This window comes from Chryseobacterium sp. WLY505, from assembly GCF_030846215.1.
Lineage (GTDB): Bacteria > Bacteroidota > Bacteroidia > Flavobacteriales > Weeksellaceae > Chryseobacterium.
Genome location: NZ_JAVCWI010000011.1, coordinates 125,021 through 142,113 on the forward strand (window position 1 = coordinate 125,021; position 17,093 = coordinate 142,113).

At 36.3% G+C, this 17,093-nt stretch carries 14 protein-coding genes; all 14 read left to right on the forward strand.

Translation table 11 applies throughout. The features are described 5' to 3' along the window. Positions 1-306 precede the first annotated feature (306 nt). The 14 genes from tssD (RAH34_RS19030) to tssD (RAH34_RS19095) all read left to right on the forward strand — a co-directional run bounded on the left by tssD (RAH34_RS19030) (position 307) and on the right by tssD (RAH34_RS19095) (position 17,090). Complete coding sequence (gene tssD, locus RAH34_RS19030) at positions 307-714, forward strand: type VI secretion system tube protein TssD (RefSeq protein WP_034697144.1); 408 nt, start codon at positions 307-309, stop codon at positions 712-714. Between the two features lie 171 nt (positions 715-885). Next, on the forward strand, positions 886-2,817 hold the full coding sequence (locus RAH34_RS19035; RefSeq protein WP_306597161.1) for a type VI secretion system Vgr family protein: 1,932 nt from the start codon (positions 886-888) through the stop codon (positions 2,815-2,817). 62 nt (positions 2,818-2,879) lie between these two features. Continuing rightward, the gene (locus RAH34_RS19040) at positions 2,880-4,226 is read left to right on the forward strand and encodes a hypothetical protein (protein ID WP_306597162.1); all 1,347 of its coding nucleotides are present in this window, start codon (positions 2,880-2,882) and stop codon (positions 4,224-4,226) included. 2 nt (positions 4,227-4,228) lie between these two features. Next, positions 4,229-4,843 (forward strand): hypothetical protein, encoded by a 615-nt coding sequence (locus RAH34_RS19045; protein ID WP_114820826.1) that lies wholly within the window; start codon positions 4,229-4,231, stop codon positions 4,841-4,843. 318 nt (positions 4,844-5,161) lie between these two features. Further along, on the forward strand, positions 5,162-5,749 hold the full coding sequence (locus RAH34_RS19050; protein ID WP_228411967.1) for a hypothetical protein: 588 nt from the start codon (positions 5,162-5,164) through the stop codon (positions 5,747-5,749). A 184-nt stretch (positions 5,750-5,933) separates the two neighbouring features. After that, on the forward strand, positions 5,934-6,467 hold the full coding sequence (locus tag RAH34_RS19055; protein ID WP_306597163.1) for a hypothetical protein: 534 nt from the start codon (positions 5,934-5,936) through the stop codon (positions 6,465-6,467). A gap of 293 nt (positions 6,468-6,760) precedes the next feature. Continuing rightward, positions 6,761-9,259: an ATP-dependent Clp protease ATP-binding subunit gene (locus RAH34_RS19060; protein ID WP_306597164.1), complete on the forward strand. Its 2,499-nt coding sequence runs from the start codon at positions 6,761-6,763 to the stop codon at positions 9,257-9,259. Positions 9,260-9,322: 63 nt separating this feature from the next. Further along, positions 9,323-10,186 carry a lytic transglycosylase domain-containing protein gene (locus RAH34_RS19065; protein ID WP_062675332.1) on the forward strand — a complete coding sequence of 288 codons (864 nt, stop codon included), beginning with the start codon at positions 9,323-9,325 and terminating at the stop codon, positions 10,184-10,186. Positions 10,187-10,532: 346 nt separating this feature from the next. After that, positions 10,533-10,946 carry a type VI secretion system tube protein TssD gene (tssD, locus tag RAH34_RS19070; RefSeq protein ID WP_062675331.1) on the forward strand — a complete coding sequence of 138 codons (414 nt, stop codon included), beginning with the start codon at positions 10,533-10,535 and terminating at the stop codon, positions 10,944-10,946. Between the two features lie 194 nt (positions 10,947-11,140). After that, entirely contained in the window at positions 11,141-13,324 is a 2,184-nt protein-coding gene (locus RAH34_RS19075; protein ID WP_306597165.1) for a type VI secretion system Vgr family protein, read from the forward strand. 32 nt (positions 13,325-13,356) lie between these two features. Continuing rightward, positions 13,357-14,214, forward strand: coding sequence for a hypothetical protein (locus RAH34_RS19080; RefSeq protein ID WP_306597166.1), 858 nt, complete (start codon positions 13,357-13,359; stop codon positions 14,212-14,214). 17 nt (positions 14,215-14,231) lie between these two features. Then, positions 14,232-15,482 (forward strand): PAAR-like protein, encoded by a 1,251-nt coding sequence (locus tag RAH34_RS19085; protein WP_306597167.1) that lies wholly within the window; start codon positions 14,232-14,234, stop codon positions 15,480-15,482. A gap of 34 nt (positions 15,483-15,516) precedes the next feature. Further along, the gene (locus RAH34_RS19090; RefSeq protein ID WP_306597168.1) at positions 15,517-16,401 is read left to right on the forward strand and encodes an ankyrin repeat domain-containing protein; all 885 of its coding nucleotides are present in this window, start codon (positions 15,517-15,519) and stop codon (positions 16,399-16,401) included. A 275-nt stretch (positions 16,402-16,676) separates the two neighbouring features. Then, positions 16,677-17,090, forward strand: a complete 414-nt coding sequence (gene tssD / locus RAH34_RS19095) for a type VI secretion system tube protein TssD (protein WP_062675331.1) — start codon at positions 16,677-16,679, stop codon at positions 17,088-17,090. The last annotated feature ends 3 nt before the right edge of the window (positions 17,091-17,093 follow it).

A 17,093-nucleotide genomic window follows, 5' to 3' on the forward strand; every position in this document is an offset into this window, starting at 1 on the left:
TATTGATTACTTTTTAAACCTTAAACCTTAAACTTTGAACTTCTAACCCCTAAAGTCTGTTTATTTCTCTTTAATGTGTAAAATTGTCTTTTATCTAAAAAGAGAGAAATAATTTAAAATACTGTATTAATGGTAGTTATACTAGGGTTTATAAATCCATTGTCGTAGAATTACGACAAGAAATCGTAGAACTACTACAAAATCTCAGATTTATAGTGAAAAGTTTTTTTTAGCGGAAAAGAGCCTCTATATTTGCTGAACAATCACCGAATCACAAAATATTACTAACGATTAAATTTACTAATCATGGCCGAAAGAAATTCAAGAGGAATCTTAAAATTCAATAATGGAGAAGGACAGAAGCTGTTAAAAATGAATTACAGCGTATCAAGATCTACAGACGTTTCAGGGCGTGTAGCATCAGATCCTTCTAACGCATTAATCAAGGTTACAGTAGAAGCTACTGAAAAATCAGATATCCTTGAAAGCTTACTAAACGGTAAATACAAGCCGACAGTAGGAGAGATTACTTTCAACAAATCTCACGAAGAAGGTACATTGATTACGCTGAACTGGCAGAACGGATACGTAATCCAGCACCAGGTAGACTTCGACGCCATCGACAGCAACAGTATGCTGATCAGCTTCGTAATCAGTGCTGAAACCATTGACTACGGTACTTCTCAATACGCTGGGCTATGGCCATCCAGCTAAATACTGACACACATTATCAACATTCATAAGAAGAAAGACTGTCCCTATTTAAGACGGTCTTTTTTTGCCTGAATAAAAAAACTATACCTGAAATTTTATTCTATAACATATTTATATAGTGTCTGTTATATAAATTTGTTATCTTTAATACCCAACACAAACACAAAGCATATGAAAACCGAATCAAAGACCAAAGGATCTTCTTTCCGTCCGTCACAGAATGCAGATGGGATATCCGCGAATCATCACGCAGGGATCAACCGGCTGGTTAAATTATCACTGGTTGTAGAAGGTAAAATTATTAAGTATTATAAACATTTCACTCTTAAACAAAAAGCGGGTCACCACCACGAATTCAATCTTATTCTTGCTCACGATGCTTTAGGAGATAGGCAGAGCCATACCCTTGAAGAAGCCAATAAATTTTTGGGAAAACGTCTTACGGCTGTTATTTCCTACAAAGATATTGAGAAGAGCCCGGAAAGAAATTTCGTTGGGATTATTACCAAAGTCGGATTCAGCCAGGAAAAAATGAGTCTGGGAAATATTGTGCTTTCCGGATACAGCCCAACGATCCTGCTGGACGGTGCTCCGCATATCCAGAGTTTTGGTGGCAGCCAACCCGTTAATATGGGAATCATAGCCAAAGAAGTAATACAACAGGGAATAGATAAAGAGCGTTTTGATATCAGGGTTGATACCAATGATTATTCTCAGATCATTTACAGCAGCCAGTATAACGAAACCCATTACAATTATCTGGCGAGAATGGCTGAAGCTTATGGCGAACAGTTCTATTACGATGGTGAAGTATTGCATTTCGGAAAGCTTCCTCCGCAGAATAAACCTATAAAACTTTTATATGGAAGCAATGCGGATAATATCAAAGTAGAGCTAAAAGCGGTTCATACAAAACCTCAGTATTATGGCTATAACAGCAGTAAAAATGAAAAACTGACCTCAGGAGAAACTCCGGTTGACCATTTGGGTGATTTAGCCCGTACAGCATACAATCATAACGATAAAATATATAAAACTCCGGCATTACAGGTTGCGCCTATCAAAGCAACAACGCATCTGGATGTGGAGCATTCTCAAAGAAGTACATCAGGAAGTGAGGCCGTTAATGTATTTTCAGTTTCAGGATCTACAACCGTTCCGTTTTTACATCCGGGATGTATTGCAGATATTCATATGAGAAAACAGGATAGTAATGAAACTTCCTATTTTACAAAGGTGATGGTGACAGAAGCTGTCCATGAAATTGATACAATTGGTCATTACACCGGAACTTTCGAATCTATTGCTGCAGACACGGGATTTCTGCCTAAACCGGAATTTACGGTACCGGCTGCTCAGCCACAGATCGCAACTGTTATTTCCAATACGGATCCGGAAGGTCAGGGAAGAGTTCAGGTAAGATTCGACTGGCAGATGAATGATAATACTCACTTTGTAAGAGTAATGAGCCCGGATGCAGGAGGAACCGATCAGATTACTCAAAACCGTGGTTATGTAGCCATTCCCGAGGTAGGCGATCAGGTAATGGTTAATTTCGTGCACAGTCATCCGGACAGACCGTTTGTGATGGGAGGAATGTTCCATGGCGGAATAGGCCTTGGCGGTGGAGCAGACAACCGGGTAAAATCTATACAAACGCGAAGCGGTCACAGGATCGTTTTCACAGAAGATGAAAGTATCATTATTACAGACAAAAGCGGAAATGAAATCCATCTGGATACAACCGGAAGTAATATTAATATCACGGCGCCGGAAACTATGACCCTGAACTGTAAGAATATGAACATCAATGTAGGAGAGAATATGACGACGACGGTGGGAATGAATAAGTCTGATAGTATCGGACTAAATAATACTGAGACTGTAGGCGCTATGAAACTTACTTCGGTCATAGGAAATGTAAGTACATTCATTACGGGTAAACTTACTGAAATTATTGAAGGAGATGTACACAGCGAAACAAAGAAGGAAAGAAATGAAATTTCAGAAAAGGAAATTAACATTACCTCCAATGCTTCCATCAACAAACACGCCCAGCAAGAAGTACAGAACAACAGCGGAGAGAGATCTAAAGCCTATTAATTATGAGCAGAACGAGAATTGTAAAAGGCACCTACAACAAAATCTCTCATGAAAATCATAATATGTATTCTCAGGAGAGTATTATTTCACGTGCCATGAAATGGATTTCTGAAAAGGGGAATGCTAAAGGAGTGAGTCATAATACGCCGCAATCTCCACCACTACAACAGCTTATACAATTGATTGTACAATTCAGACCGAACAAAAACTGGAAAGGAGAGTTTGGCTTTGACTGGATAAGATTGGCTGATACTAAACTTTTTAATGATAATTCATTTAAAAATATAGTTGCTTATCAATATTTTGATTCAACTTATGCAAAAAAGGTAGATAATTCTAACAGTAACTATGTTAATAAATATGATGGATCTTTTAAAGCTGATGAAGCTATGTTTAACAACCTTAAAAAAGAGTATAATCCCTTTTCCATCCCATGGAAAACCTATAAAGATAAATCAGGAAAAGAAATAGCTGAAGAATATTATATTCCATGGCTTTCTCTGAAAAAAGATAAAGAAGCAAAAATTACTTTCTTTGCAGAAATTAAAGATGAAGCAGATTATCTGGAGTTTACAAAATCTGATTACTTTAGTTTTACTCCTGATAAAATTGAGATTAAGGGGAAGAAGAAAATTTCATTAGATGATTTTGAGGTAACTATTAAATGTATTAAAGAATTTACCACAGATCAGACAATAGCATTAAAGGCATTTAAGGCTGAAAAAGGTACAACTATAGAAGCAATAGTGGGAAAAATAAATGTCTGGGCAAATGATGTAACAAAGCATAAGAAAAAGGATGTTGTATTTGTCAAAATAAAAACTCCTGAAATAAAAATAGGAGATGGTGAAAGGGTACCAAGTGTAACAGATGAAAAAAAAAGAATTAATCAATATCTGGAACAAGCATATATACAACTTTCTGATTCTTCTATTATCGTAGAACTGGACCTTACTGCTGAAAAAGATTTCAATGATTTTATAACGAGCAGCCAAATTGATTCTGATAAGTCTAGTGGAGGCAAGTCATTAGATAGTTATTTAAAAAATAAATTAGAGAAAGCATATCCGGGTAAATACAATAAGCATTTTAAAGCTTTCTATTTTGCAGAGGACGGTTATAATGCAGGTGGAGGGCATGTATCGGGGTATTCAGCTCCCAGAGCTGATTATGTTGTAGTATTTAAAAGTAAAAATGACCAAACTGCAGCCCATGAATTTCTGCATGCTATGAATTTACCTCATACTTTTACCAATAAAGAAACAACTTCTGATGCATTGTTTACATATGAATTTACGAAGACTGACAATTTGTTAGATTATTCTCACCGTTTAGGGTCAGGTAATAATAGTAACAGGTGTTCATTATTTTATTGGCAATGGAAACAGGCTAACAATTCAATCAAATAGATATGAAAAAATTATTAGTAATAATCTCATTTAGTGTTTTTGCAACATGTCAAACCCAAATAAAACAAAAAAAAATGATGCCCCAAATAAATAATAAGTTTGAGAAATTTGATATTAAAACTTTCAATGAGAATATAAATCCTGATGAATCATTTATTTTATTAAAAAGTGCTGACGGTATTCAGCAATTACAGGAACAAAGTTATGGTTTTATTGATAGACTATTTTATCAGGAAAATCAATTTGTTCTTATAAAAAAATTTTATAAGAATTATAATTTAAAAGAAAAAGGGTTACTCTTCAATGAAGGTTCTCCAATTGGCATCTGGTATTATTTTGATGAATCAGGCAGGCTTATTAAAGAGGAAAACACAGATGAAGGGTATAGCTTTACTCCTGAAAAGATAGTGAAGTATTGTGAAAAGAATAAAATTAAGCTTCCGAAAGGGTATCATGAATCCGGGTTTTATACCCGGGTTAGAAAAGATTTTCTCAATGGTAAAAAAGTCTGGGTAATAGAATACCTTATCCAGGATGGAGATATTCAAAAAGTTATTTTAGATGGTCAATCTGGTGCAGAACTGGAGAAAAAAGTGGTTCCGTTCATAAGTAGTTAGTTAATGTTATAGTCTGGATATTTATAGGTTTATCAGAAATCATTAATTATGAGAAGATAAATCAAATAAATACACTAAGCATTTGAAGCTTTCTATTTTGCAGAGGAAGATTATAATGCAGGCGGGGCTGCATGCTATGAATTTACCTCATACTTTTACCAATAAAGAAACAACTTCTGATGCATTGTTTACGTATGAATTTAAAAAGACAGATAACCTGTTAGATTATTCTCACCGTTTAGGGTCGGGTAACAATAGTAACAGGTGTTCATTGTTTTATTGGCAATGGAAACAGGCTAACAATTCAATCAAATAGATATGAAAAAAATAATTCTAATGATGCTGATCACTGTATTTATACAATGTCAACCTCAAAAAATAAACAAAAGCATCGTACCAACAGTAGATAATAAATTTGAAATAATCAATACCGAAGAGGCAAAACGTATTATTATTAATGATAACAAAACGACAACATTTGTTTCTGCTAAAATCGGTTCTAGTTATACGGAATATCACAAGAATAGCTATTTTATGATAATTAAAAATTACTATCCTTCCAGAAATATTAAAAATAAAGGAATAGCTTTCAATGAAGGTTCTCCAATTGGTATCTGGTATTATTTTGATGAATCAGGCAAACTTACTAAGGAAGAAAATACAGATGAAGGATATAGTTTTACTCCTGAAAAGGTAATAATTTATTGCGAAAAGAATAAAATTGAGCTTCCGAAAGGGTATCATGATTCCGGGTTTTATACACGGGTTAGAAAAGATGTTCTCAATGGTAAAAAAGTTTGGGTAATAGAATACCTTATCCAGGATGGAGATATTCAAAAAGTTGTTTTAGATGGTCAATCAGGTACAGAACTGGAGAAAAAAGTGGTTCCGTTTGTAAGCAGTTAGTTAATGATTAATGGCCTAGCTGTTTATAGGTTTAACATAAATCTACCAGAAAGATTACAAAAAGAAGACAGTATTTTTTTATAACCCATAATTATATGATTGATAAAAGATTTATAGAAAAACTATTTGTAGTATTGTGGTTAGGTCTTTTTCTACAATGTCAATGTCAGGAATTAAAAAAACAATGATTCCAAAAATTAATAATGAATTTGAAAAGATTACTATACAGAACTCTAAGAAAAAAAATGATGACAGATGTATTGAAACACCAGAAGGTAGAAAAGAAATCTTTTCTGCTTCTAAAGGTGGATATAGATTAAGTACTTACTATGAGAATTCTTTTTATAAATTAGATAAATTCTATTATAAAAATGGTTACATAAAAAATAAATCATTGTCATTTAACATGGGCTCACCTGTAGGAATATTTTATCATTTTGATAAATCAGGCAAACTTACTAAGGAAGAAAATACAGATGAAGGGTATAGCTTTACTCCTGAAAAGATAGTGAAGTATTGTGAAAAGAATAAAATTGAGCTTCCGAAAGGGTATCATGAATCTGGATTTTATACCCGGGTTAGAAAAGATTTTCTCAATGGTAAAAAAGTCTGGGTAATAGAATACCTTATCCAGGATGGAGATGTTCAAAAAGTTGTTTTAGATGGTCAATCAGGTACAGAACTGGAGAAAAAAGTGGTTCCGTTTGTGAGCCGTTAATAAATCTCTGAAAAGGTTAATCTTTTTTCTATTTTGGCCGGAATGAGATCCAGAAAAGTAATTTACTACAATATGTCACCATCAGAACTACGATTAAAAACAAAAAACACCGTTGTTACTTCTCTAATTGAAGAATTAACTATCTTTATATCGTTTAGAATAAAATAGCTAATTTTAGCTGCACAAAAAGAATAAGTTTTAATTCTTTGAAAAAAGAGATGAAAAATATACTTTAAAATCATCAAATCGTAAGCACAACAGAACGCAAATATATTAATATAAGAAAATTATAAATGGGAGTACTAGTAACCAACGAAACAGTAAAGCAACTATTTCACATTGCTCAGTCGATAGCGAAGGAAAATTATAATGGAACTTATGGTGGCCCGCACATTCTGCAGGCTTTAATGCATAAAGATATCGGACTTAATGAATTCCTGAAAAGTATAGATAAAGATCCGGGCTATTTCTACGAATGGGCAGATGTCCGTATTGAAGAATATCCAAAAACCAATCACCTTCCCGATGAGGTAGGACAGGATGATGCTATAGATACCCTTATTGAAGAAGCTGATGATATCCGTTTAAAATTAGGATTGGATGAGATTACTCCTATCTGTATTCTTACTGCAATTGTAAAACCACAGGTAGTATTCTCACTTCAGCAGTTAAAATCACTTCCGCTGAGAGAACATGAGATCTTTAACCTATATAGAAAAGATACTCCGTTTACCGTTGCAGAAGACGGAAATTTCTCATCATTATTTTCAAATGGTTCAGCAGATTATTCAGACTCTTCCTTTCCTTCCATTAAAAGCTATTGCGTAGACAGAACAGCACAGGCGAGAAAAGGAGAAATCGAAAATATTATCGGCAGGGACAAAGAACTGAGAATGCTGGTGGAAATCCTTTGCCGAAGAAGCAAACCGAATGTGATCATCATCGGAGAGCCGGGAGTAGGGAAAACAGCATTAGTAGAAGGTTTCGCTACAGAAATTATTAAAGGAAATGTTCCTGAAATGCTTAAAAACGGTACCCTTTTAGAACTGGACACCGGAGCATTATTAGCCGGAACTTCTTATAAAGGGGAAATTGAAGACCGTCTGAAAAAAGTAATCAATGAATGTAAGAAAATTGAAAAAGCCATTCTTTTCATTGATGAGATTCATACCCTTTTAGATCCGAAAGGAAGCATCGGAAACGTTGCCAACCTTCTGAAACCTGAGCTTGCCAGAGGCGAAATTACCGTAATCGGAGCTACCACTCAGGAAGAATATAGAAAAATTATAGAACCTGAACAGGCTTTCAACCGTCGTTTTGAAGTGTTAACCGTTCTTGAACCGGATGAGAAAACCTGCGTCAAAATGATCGATGTACTCCTTGAAGGATACAAAAAACACCACGGAATTGAAGTTGAAAAAACAGCCCTTCCGGAATGTGTACGTCTGGCAAAACGATATGCAAAAGGTAAAAAATTACCGGATGCCGCTATTGACTTATTAGACAGAACAATGGCTGCTATCAAAATGCTGGATGAATTATCAGAAAAAGAACTGGATAGCTGGAAAGAAAGCTATGATGCTATTTTAACGGAAGAATATGCAGACAGCAAAGATAAAGCGGATGAACTGATCTGGACTTACAACCTGTTGAGAGATAAAATAAGCCCGATTTTGTGGGGATCACTCAGTGAGCAGCCGTCCATCGACAACTCTATGCCGGTAGATCAGATTCAGAAAATCATTGAAGATAGTTATGCTGAGCTTTTACAACATGCCGCGAAGAAAAGAGAAAAAGTAGACCGACTGGAACTGGCAGCCGTAATGGCAGCCAAAACCAATATTCCCATCGGGAAAATCCAGGCTCAGGAAAAAGAAAAACTCCTGAATATGGAATCTCTTCTATTAAACAGAGTTGTAGGACAGGACCATGCATTAAAAATCCTTTCCGATGCTATTGTGGAGAACCGAAGCGGATTAAATAAACCCGGGCAACCCATCGGATCTTTCTTCCTTCTGGGACCTACAGGAACCGGTAAAACAGAGCTGGCAAAATCAATGGCAGAACTACTTTTCAATGATGAAAAAGCAATGGTACGCTTTGATATGTCAGAATTTAAAGAAGAACATTCCGCAGCTTTGTTATACGGAGCGCCTCCGGGATACGTAGGATATGAAGAAGGAGGAATGCTGGTAAATAAAATCAGACAACAGCCTTATACCGTTGTGTTATTTGACGAGATTGAAAAGGCCCATCATTCAGTTTTTGATGTATTCCTTCAGATTATGGATGAAGGGAAAGTTCATGATAAATTAGGTAAAGAAGGAGATTTTAGCAATGCACTCATCCTGTTTACCTCCAATATCGGAAGTGAAGAAATTGTAAAACAGTTTGAAGAAGGAAAAATTCCGGAATCATCTTCACTGATGCAGATTATGTCAAACTCCGGACGATTCAGACCTGAGTTCCTGGCAAGAATTACAGAGATCATTCCTTTTGCACCAATCACTGAATCCATTGCAGAAAGAATCTTTAACATTCAGCTGAAATCACTTCATACGTCATTAACAAGATTGGGAATTGCTTTAAAAATTACCGATGAAGCTGTGAAAAACCTTGCATTGGGAGGGTTCAGCAGCAAGTACGGAGCAAGACAGATCTCCGGAGTAATCCGTGCACAGCTTGCCAGACCGATCTCTAAAATGATTGTGAGAGAAGAAGTGAAATCCGGCCAGACGATTCATGTAGATTGGAATAAAGACGAAGAAAAACTAAGCTGGAAAGTAGATTAAATATAAAGTAAAAAGGCAAATTTGTTATCCACTTTTGCCTTTTAGCTTATAAATAAAATTAAAATGAAAACAATTGTCAGAAATATCTTTACAGGTTTTCTATTATTAGGATCCGTTATCATGATCAACGGACAGTTTCTTGCTGCTTCCGATACCTCGGAAAGCAGTGTGAAAAAGTATAAAGGTATCATTAATGCCAATAAAGATCTTGTAGAATTTATTGAACAATTACTCCTTCAGAAAGGTCTTCCCAAACATTTGAGAAACCTTGCCCTGATTGAATCCCATTTTGACAGAAATATTACTTCTGGAGCCGGAGCAGTGGGAATCTGGCAGTTTATGACTGCACATGCCAACCAGTATGGACTTACAGAACAGGGACGTACAGATATTTATAAAAGTACCAAAACCGCTACCATTTCCTTAAGCAATCTTTATAAAAAGTACAATAATTGGGTGACCGTGGTTGCAGCCTATAACTGTGGTGAAGGAAATATTGCCAAAGCAATGGAAGCTGCTGGTTCTACTCAATACCATGTGTTTTATAAATACCTTCCGGGAGAAACTATTAATCATGTGAAGAAATATCTTAATGCATGCTATGCAACTGGAGAACTTCAGAGTGTATTGAATAACTATAATTCTGCAAGACTCAACAAGATTTTCTTTGAGGGAGACCGTAAAGAAACTGCTGCAGCGCTTTCAGAAACAGAGATCAATGCCGGATTCAATCTGAACGTAGTTGCTGCTGAATTGAACGTAGAAGTAGACAAAATACTTGCCTGGAACCCCGGAATTGTGGAAGAACTCCAGAAAAAAGGGGAAAGCCCATTCTACCTTCCTGTGGATCTGATGCCCGATTTTCTCCTGAGAAAAAACAAAATATTGGTTCGTTCCATAAAAGAAGGAGGAAAAACCCAACAGTAAAATAATATCCAATAAATAACAAAAAAGCAACCCATAAAACCGGTTGCTTTTTTATTGAATCACCTGTTAAAGACATGCCAATTTTTTATTAATAAAATCTTAATATTTCTCACTGATGTGGAAAATTATTGTTTTTGTCACTATTTTTTTATCAATTAAAATCCTCTATTGATGGGCTTTAAGGTTCTATTCTTAAATCCATTGTCGTAGAATTACTACAAGAAATCGTAGAATTACTACAAATTTTCAGATTTCCATTCAAAAGCTTTTTTTAGCGGAAAAGAGCTTCTATATTTGTTAACACAATCACCGAATCACAAAATATTAACGATCAAAATTTACAATCATGGCCGAAAGAAATTCAAGAGGAATCTTAAAATTCAACAACGGAGAAGGACAGAAGCTGTTGAAAATGAACTACAGCGTATCAAGATCTACAGACGTTTCAGGACGTGTAGCATCAGATCCTTCTAATGCATTGATCAAGGTTACAGTAGAAGCTACTGAAAAATCAGACATCCTTGAAAGCTTACTAAACGGTAAATACAAGCCGACAGTAGGAGAGATTACTTTCAACAAATCTCACGAAGAAGGAACTCTGATTACTTTAAAATGGGAAAACGGATACGTAATCCAGCACGAAGTAGACTTCGATGCCATCGACAGCAACAGTATGCTGATCAGCTTCGTAATCAGCGCTGAAACCATCGACTACGGTACTTCTCAGTACGCAGGACTATGGCCTTCAGCAGGCAAATAAGCCTATTCATCATCTTAGTAAAAATAAAATTGGTACAGAACAGCCCTTGTAAAAGTTTGCTGTTCTGTTTTGTGCTTTACAATAAGTTTCAGATAAATAATCAGTTATAGAAACCACTATCTGGAATTTACAAAACCTGTAATGATAACTACAGGGTCAATTCAACATTTATTAACTTAAAAACACGCAACACTATGTTTCAAGATGATAAAATTAGAGTGAAGAATTCTCAGCATTCTGTCAGCCAGGATGCAGAGATCAAAAAAATTGCACAGGAAAATGCGGTTACGAATACGGAGGAGAAGGTAAACAAAGCAGGGGATACAATAAAAAAAACAGCAGAAACCGCACAGCATTTGAACTCGGCACAGGAAACAGGCAAGTTTCTGAATCAAACACTGGTTTCCAATGATCCTTCTGTTGTTGAAACAAAAGTGTGGGCCAAGCAGCCTACTTCAAAAATACATAATGCAGAAGCGATCTCTCAGAGTTATATAGCGGGAATAAATCGCGTTATTAAGCTCGATGTAATCATAGAAGGAGAGATTATTAATCATTTCAAGCATTTTAAGCTTGTGCAGAGTGCTACCAGACACCATGAGTTCAGTCTGATGCTGGCACATGATACTTTGGGTAAACCCGAAAACCACAATCTGGAAGAAGCTCAGAAATTTTTAGGAAAAAGAATCACAGTTGTTTTCAAATATAAAGATATTGAGAAAGGAGCCGAACGTAATTTTGTAGGAGTTGTTACAGAAGTGGGATTCAGCCAGGAAAAAGGAAGCCTTGGAAATATTATGATCAAAGGCTACAGCCCAACTGTACTTCTGGATGCAGCACCTCATATTCAGAGCTTTGGAGGGAACCAGCCTGTAAGTCTTAACAGTATTGCTGATCAGGTAATTAAAGAAGGGCTGGGACAGCATAAATTTGATTTCAGAGTAGATGCCCGGCATGGAAATATATCGTACAGCTCACAATATGAAGAAACCCATTATAATTATCTCGCCAGAATGGCAGAAGCTTATGGAGAGCAGTTTTATTATGATGGAGAGGTTCTGCACTTTGGAAAACTGCCGCCTCAGGAGAAGCCCGTGAGGCTTACCTATGGAAGCAGTGTAAGTGATATTGCCATCAAAATGAAGACCCAGCATGTAAGTCCTACTTTTTATGGCTACAACAGCAGTAAAAATGAGAAGCTTACAGCAGGCAGTTCGAAAATCAACCATACTTCAGATATTGCAAGACGTGCTTACGAAATATCAGAAAAAACTTTTACCACCCCTTCTTTAAGAGTTGCGCCTATTAAAGCTTCTTCCTTTATGGATATTAATGCTTCCCAGAAGGGAACCGCAGGAAGCAAAGCTTCAGAAGTTTTCGTTACTTCAGGAACTACAACAGTTCCTTTCTTATACCCGGGATGTACCGCAGATATCGAAATGCGTAAATCTGAGAGTAATGAAACCGCTTATTTTACAAAACTGATGATTACTGAAGTGACTCACGAAGTAGATGCCAGAGGCTATTATGATGGCCAATTTGAAGCAATTGCAGCAGATACAGGGTTTATTCCACGTCCCGAATTTCATATGCCAAAAGCAGAAGCCCAGTTTGGAAAAGTAATTTCAAATACAGATCCCTTGAATCAGGGAAGAGTACGGGTGCAGTTCGATTGGCAAAGCGGACCTGATACTACTGAATTTGTCCGCGTAATGACCCCGGATGCAGGAAGTAGCGATAAAGTAAATAAGAACAGAGGATTTATGGCTGTTCCGGAAGTAGGGGACCAGGTTATTGTCAATTTTGTACATCAGCATCCGGATCGTCCGTTTGTAATGGGAGGCATGTTCCATGGTGGAATCGGTGGCGGTGGCGGAGCTGGTAACAATATAAAAAGCCTGAGCAGCAGAAGTGGAAATAAATTAGAATTAAATGATGGTGAAGGCTCTGTATTTCTGACGGATCAGGGCGGGGCTAATATGAAGTTTGACGGAGCAGGAAATGCCCAGACTAACGCCAATAACAATAAAACGGTAAACGTAGGAAATAATAATACCATAAATGCCGGCAGTACAAATTCCATTAATGTTGGAGGAAAAGAAGGTGAGGCAGCCAATTCAGTGCTGACAATGGACGCAGCCGGAAATATTGCTCTGGAAGGAAAAACAAAAATTGAATTAAGAGTTGGTGACAACAGTATTACAATTACCAAAGAAGGGATAACTATATCTGCAAAAGAAGGAATGCTGGATTTGAATTCATTAAAAAATGCATTATTGGTAACACAGGATAACCTGAGTATTCACAGTAAAGCAGTAACTTCAATGAATGCTACAGGAGATATATTTATTACCGGAAGTAATGTTGATATTAACTGATGTCGTAAATGTATTCTAAAACGTATTAAAACATGGCTTTGGAACCAAATAAAGTTGAAAAAAATGACCAACTGTCAGGATTTAAATATGCCTGGTATAAAAAAGAAGAATATCATATCAATATCAAATCCTATCTTACATTAGGAACAGGGAAAGCCAACGAGACCGAAATAGAAGAAGACTGGGTAGTAATGCCTGGAGAATATAATCATATTACTATACATTCTTCTACCCAGCGGTATATTCAGGCAGACGGACAGATGCAGCCATTTTATGAAATTCTTGAAAAAATTAATAAAGCGACGGAGGTAGTTGAATTATCCTTAAATACCGATAAAAGTATTCATGAAGTAACCAATAAAAGTGAAATTGTAAGCAGGTGGGAAGAGATAAAAAGGGATCTGCATTTTTTTGAGCTGGTAAAAGAAAGTTATAAGGCATTTATTCAGATCTATGATAAAGAGTTTAACAATATAGATCGTAATATCAGACAAAACTTTTTGTACCAGATCATGTTTTATCCTCTACCAGCATTCAGCGGGGGAAGTTTTACAGATGAAATTCCTGTAAGAACGGCATTGTCAACGCTTTTCCCGGGAGAAGAGCTTGAATATAGTTCCTCGTATAAAATTTTAAAAAATAAAGAAGGAGGCTTCATTGTGAAACTGGATGGAAAAAGCAAAGGAAATCAGGCTCGCTTTGAAGGTATTTATAAAGATAAATATCAGAGAACGCTCGGAAATGCTCTAGAATATAAATATGCCATTGAAGGAGAGTATATTTATAACGAAGATTCTGTACTATCAGAGGTCATATTCCATGTGAAAGAAGAACTGAATGAAAAGATGATCTATGTTTGCAGATACCATATAAGGTTAAATAAAAAATAACAATTAATACCATCACTATGAGTCAATTATATATCGCACAGGATACTCCGCTTACTTGTAGTAAAGGCAGAAGACTTATAGGAATTGGAGTAAGTTCCCAGTCTTCCGTAAAGTTAAAAAAAGGAGCTAAGCTGATGGCTACGGAAAAGGACCGCTTTAAAGACAATTTTATCTGTCCTGAAATGATGATGGCAGGAGCATTAGCAGGGGTAGCAGTAGCGGCAGCTTTCTCCGGTGGGCTTTTTGTTTTAGCGGCAGCAGCCTGGGCAGGAAGTGCCCTCATAGATGACTGCCTCAATATCTGTTCATTTTTATGCAAGGGAAGCGACTGGCAAAATACCCATCCAAAAGTAAAAATTGAAAATAAAAAACCTCTGTTGCAAAATTCCAGTTTACACTGTTTTATAGGAGGTAAAATTACCTTTCATTTACCTGTAGCCCAGCTGCAGGAAGCCTCTATTGCCAGTAGAATGGCCCAGGATTCTTACGAGGATAATAATGGTGAAAATACCAGTATCGACGGGTATACGCGAATCAATACAGATGATCAGGCTGAGCTGGACAAGCTGTTTGGTCCGGGAGTGTTAGCCAGCAAAGATTTCAATACCAACAAAGATAACGGTTTCTTTTCCTCTTTGTATTATAATAAAGAAACAGGAGATTATTTTGTGGCATTCAGAGGTTCTGAACCTAAAGGAATGCAGTTTTATCATGACTGGTTCATTGAAGATGGAGGACAGGCTCTTGGTTTTGCAACTCCTCAGATAGAGAAAACGAGAATGCTTGCTGAAAAAATGGATAATGCGACCGGAGGAAAAGTGAAATTTACAGGACATTCATTAGGAGGAGGAAACAGTGCCATGGCTTCCTATTATACAGGGCTTCCCGGATATACCTTCAATGCAAGAGGAGTACATGGAAATACACTCGATTATCTCGATAAAAAAGGAGCCGTAAAATCAACTTCCGGAATTATCAATTACAGTACAAGTAATGATATTCTTAACGGGCTGCAGAATAACAGGGAAGGTCTGCTCTCTACATTGGCTTTTTCCAGAATTCCGGGGCTTAACAAAATTGCAATTTTTGGCGGCCTTACAGGAGGTGTTCCGAGAGCGCTGGGAGAACAGAATGAAATCTTCGGGTACATTGAGGATAATGAAGGGCTTGGCATAAAAACCATTGGAAGCGGACATAGCGCATATAATGATGCGTTTCAGGCGATGCTGGCCACTATAAATACTGATGTTGTAGCTAATAATATATAATATGAAACCATTTATTTTAATAATATTCTCTATCATGACACTTTTTTCCTGTTCAGATTTTAACCTTAGATCTCGTAAAAACGAAAATAGAAATCAATATCCTCCTTCAAGAATGTTTACAGGAGACGGTTTATCAGCTGCCCAAAAAATGTTTGATGGAGATCTTAAAGGCATGGAAGAACTTATTAAGGAAAAAAATATTGATATCAATAAATTACAGGAAAATACCGGTTATACCTTATTGATGTATGCTTCTATTATTGAAGATTTGAAAGCCATGGAAAAGCTTTTAGAACTGGGAGCTGATCCCAATATTATAATTCCTCATGAAGGTTTTGAGTCTCCCTTGAATCATGCCGTAGCTCTTAATAATTACGAAATGCTGCAATTGCTTTTCAAATATAAAGCCAGTCCTAACCCGGCTTTAGGGAATTCCCCGTTATCTGATGCAATGACCCTGGGGGGTGATGAAAACACCGAAAAGAAAATGATTGATTACTTGCTTCAGAATGGAGCTGACATCAATAATGTTTCTTATAACGGAAGCAATATTATGGAAAGTGCTGCCAGGGATGATCTGGGTATGGCTGAATACTTTCTGTCCAAAGGAGGATTACCTAAAATAAAAGGAACAGATCTTTGCCCAATGGCAGATTATATTCAGTATAAAGAAAAGCAGAAAAGTGACCGTAATCTGCCAGACTCTCCTTACTATCAAAAGTTATTCGGAATTAAAAAACAGCTGGTTGATCAATATAATGTAGCGTTTCCGTATAAGAAAGACACCGTAGAAGAAGCTAAACTTAGAATAAAACAGTATGAATCATTAAGTTCCAAAGATAAACTATCCGTGAATTTCAAAAAAAATTACGGAGAAAATCTTTATCAGGAAGATTTAAACAGAGTTAAAGGAAAATGACAGTGTGTATCATATGATTATTCCGGACGATTTTTTGTCTTTAACGTGTGAGATATTTTAATTTTAAAGTTTTTCTGTTTTTTACGTAACGTGTTTATAACTAATGTATTAATTTAATATTTAAATCAATTATCGTAGAATTACGACAAGAAATCGTAGAATTACTACACTTTTTCATATTTGTAGTCAAAATTTTTTTTTAGCGGTAAAGAGCTTCTATATTTGCTAACACAATCACTGAATAACAAAAATATTAACGATTAAAATTTACAATCATGGCCGAAAGAAATTCAAGAGGAATCTTAAAATTCAACAACGGAGAAGGACAGAAGCTGTTAAAAATGAACTACAGCGTATCAAGATCTACAGACGTTTCAGGACGTGTAGCATCAGATCCTTCCAACGCATTAATCAAGGTTACAGTAGAAGCTACTGAAAAATCAGACATCCTTGAAAGCTTACTAAATGGTAAATACAAGCCGACAGTAGGAGAGATTACTTTCAACAAATCTCACGAAGAAGGAACTCTCATTACTTTAAAATGGGAAAACGGATACGTAATCCAGCACGAAGTAGACTTCGACGCCATCGATAGCAACAGTATGCTGATCAGCTTCGTAATCAGCGCTGAAACCATCGACTACGGTACTTCTCAGTACGCAGGACTATGGCCTTCAGCAGGCAAATAAGCC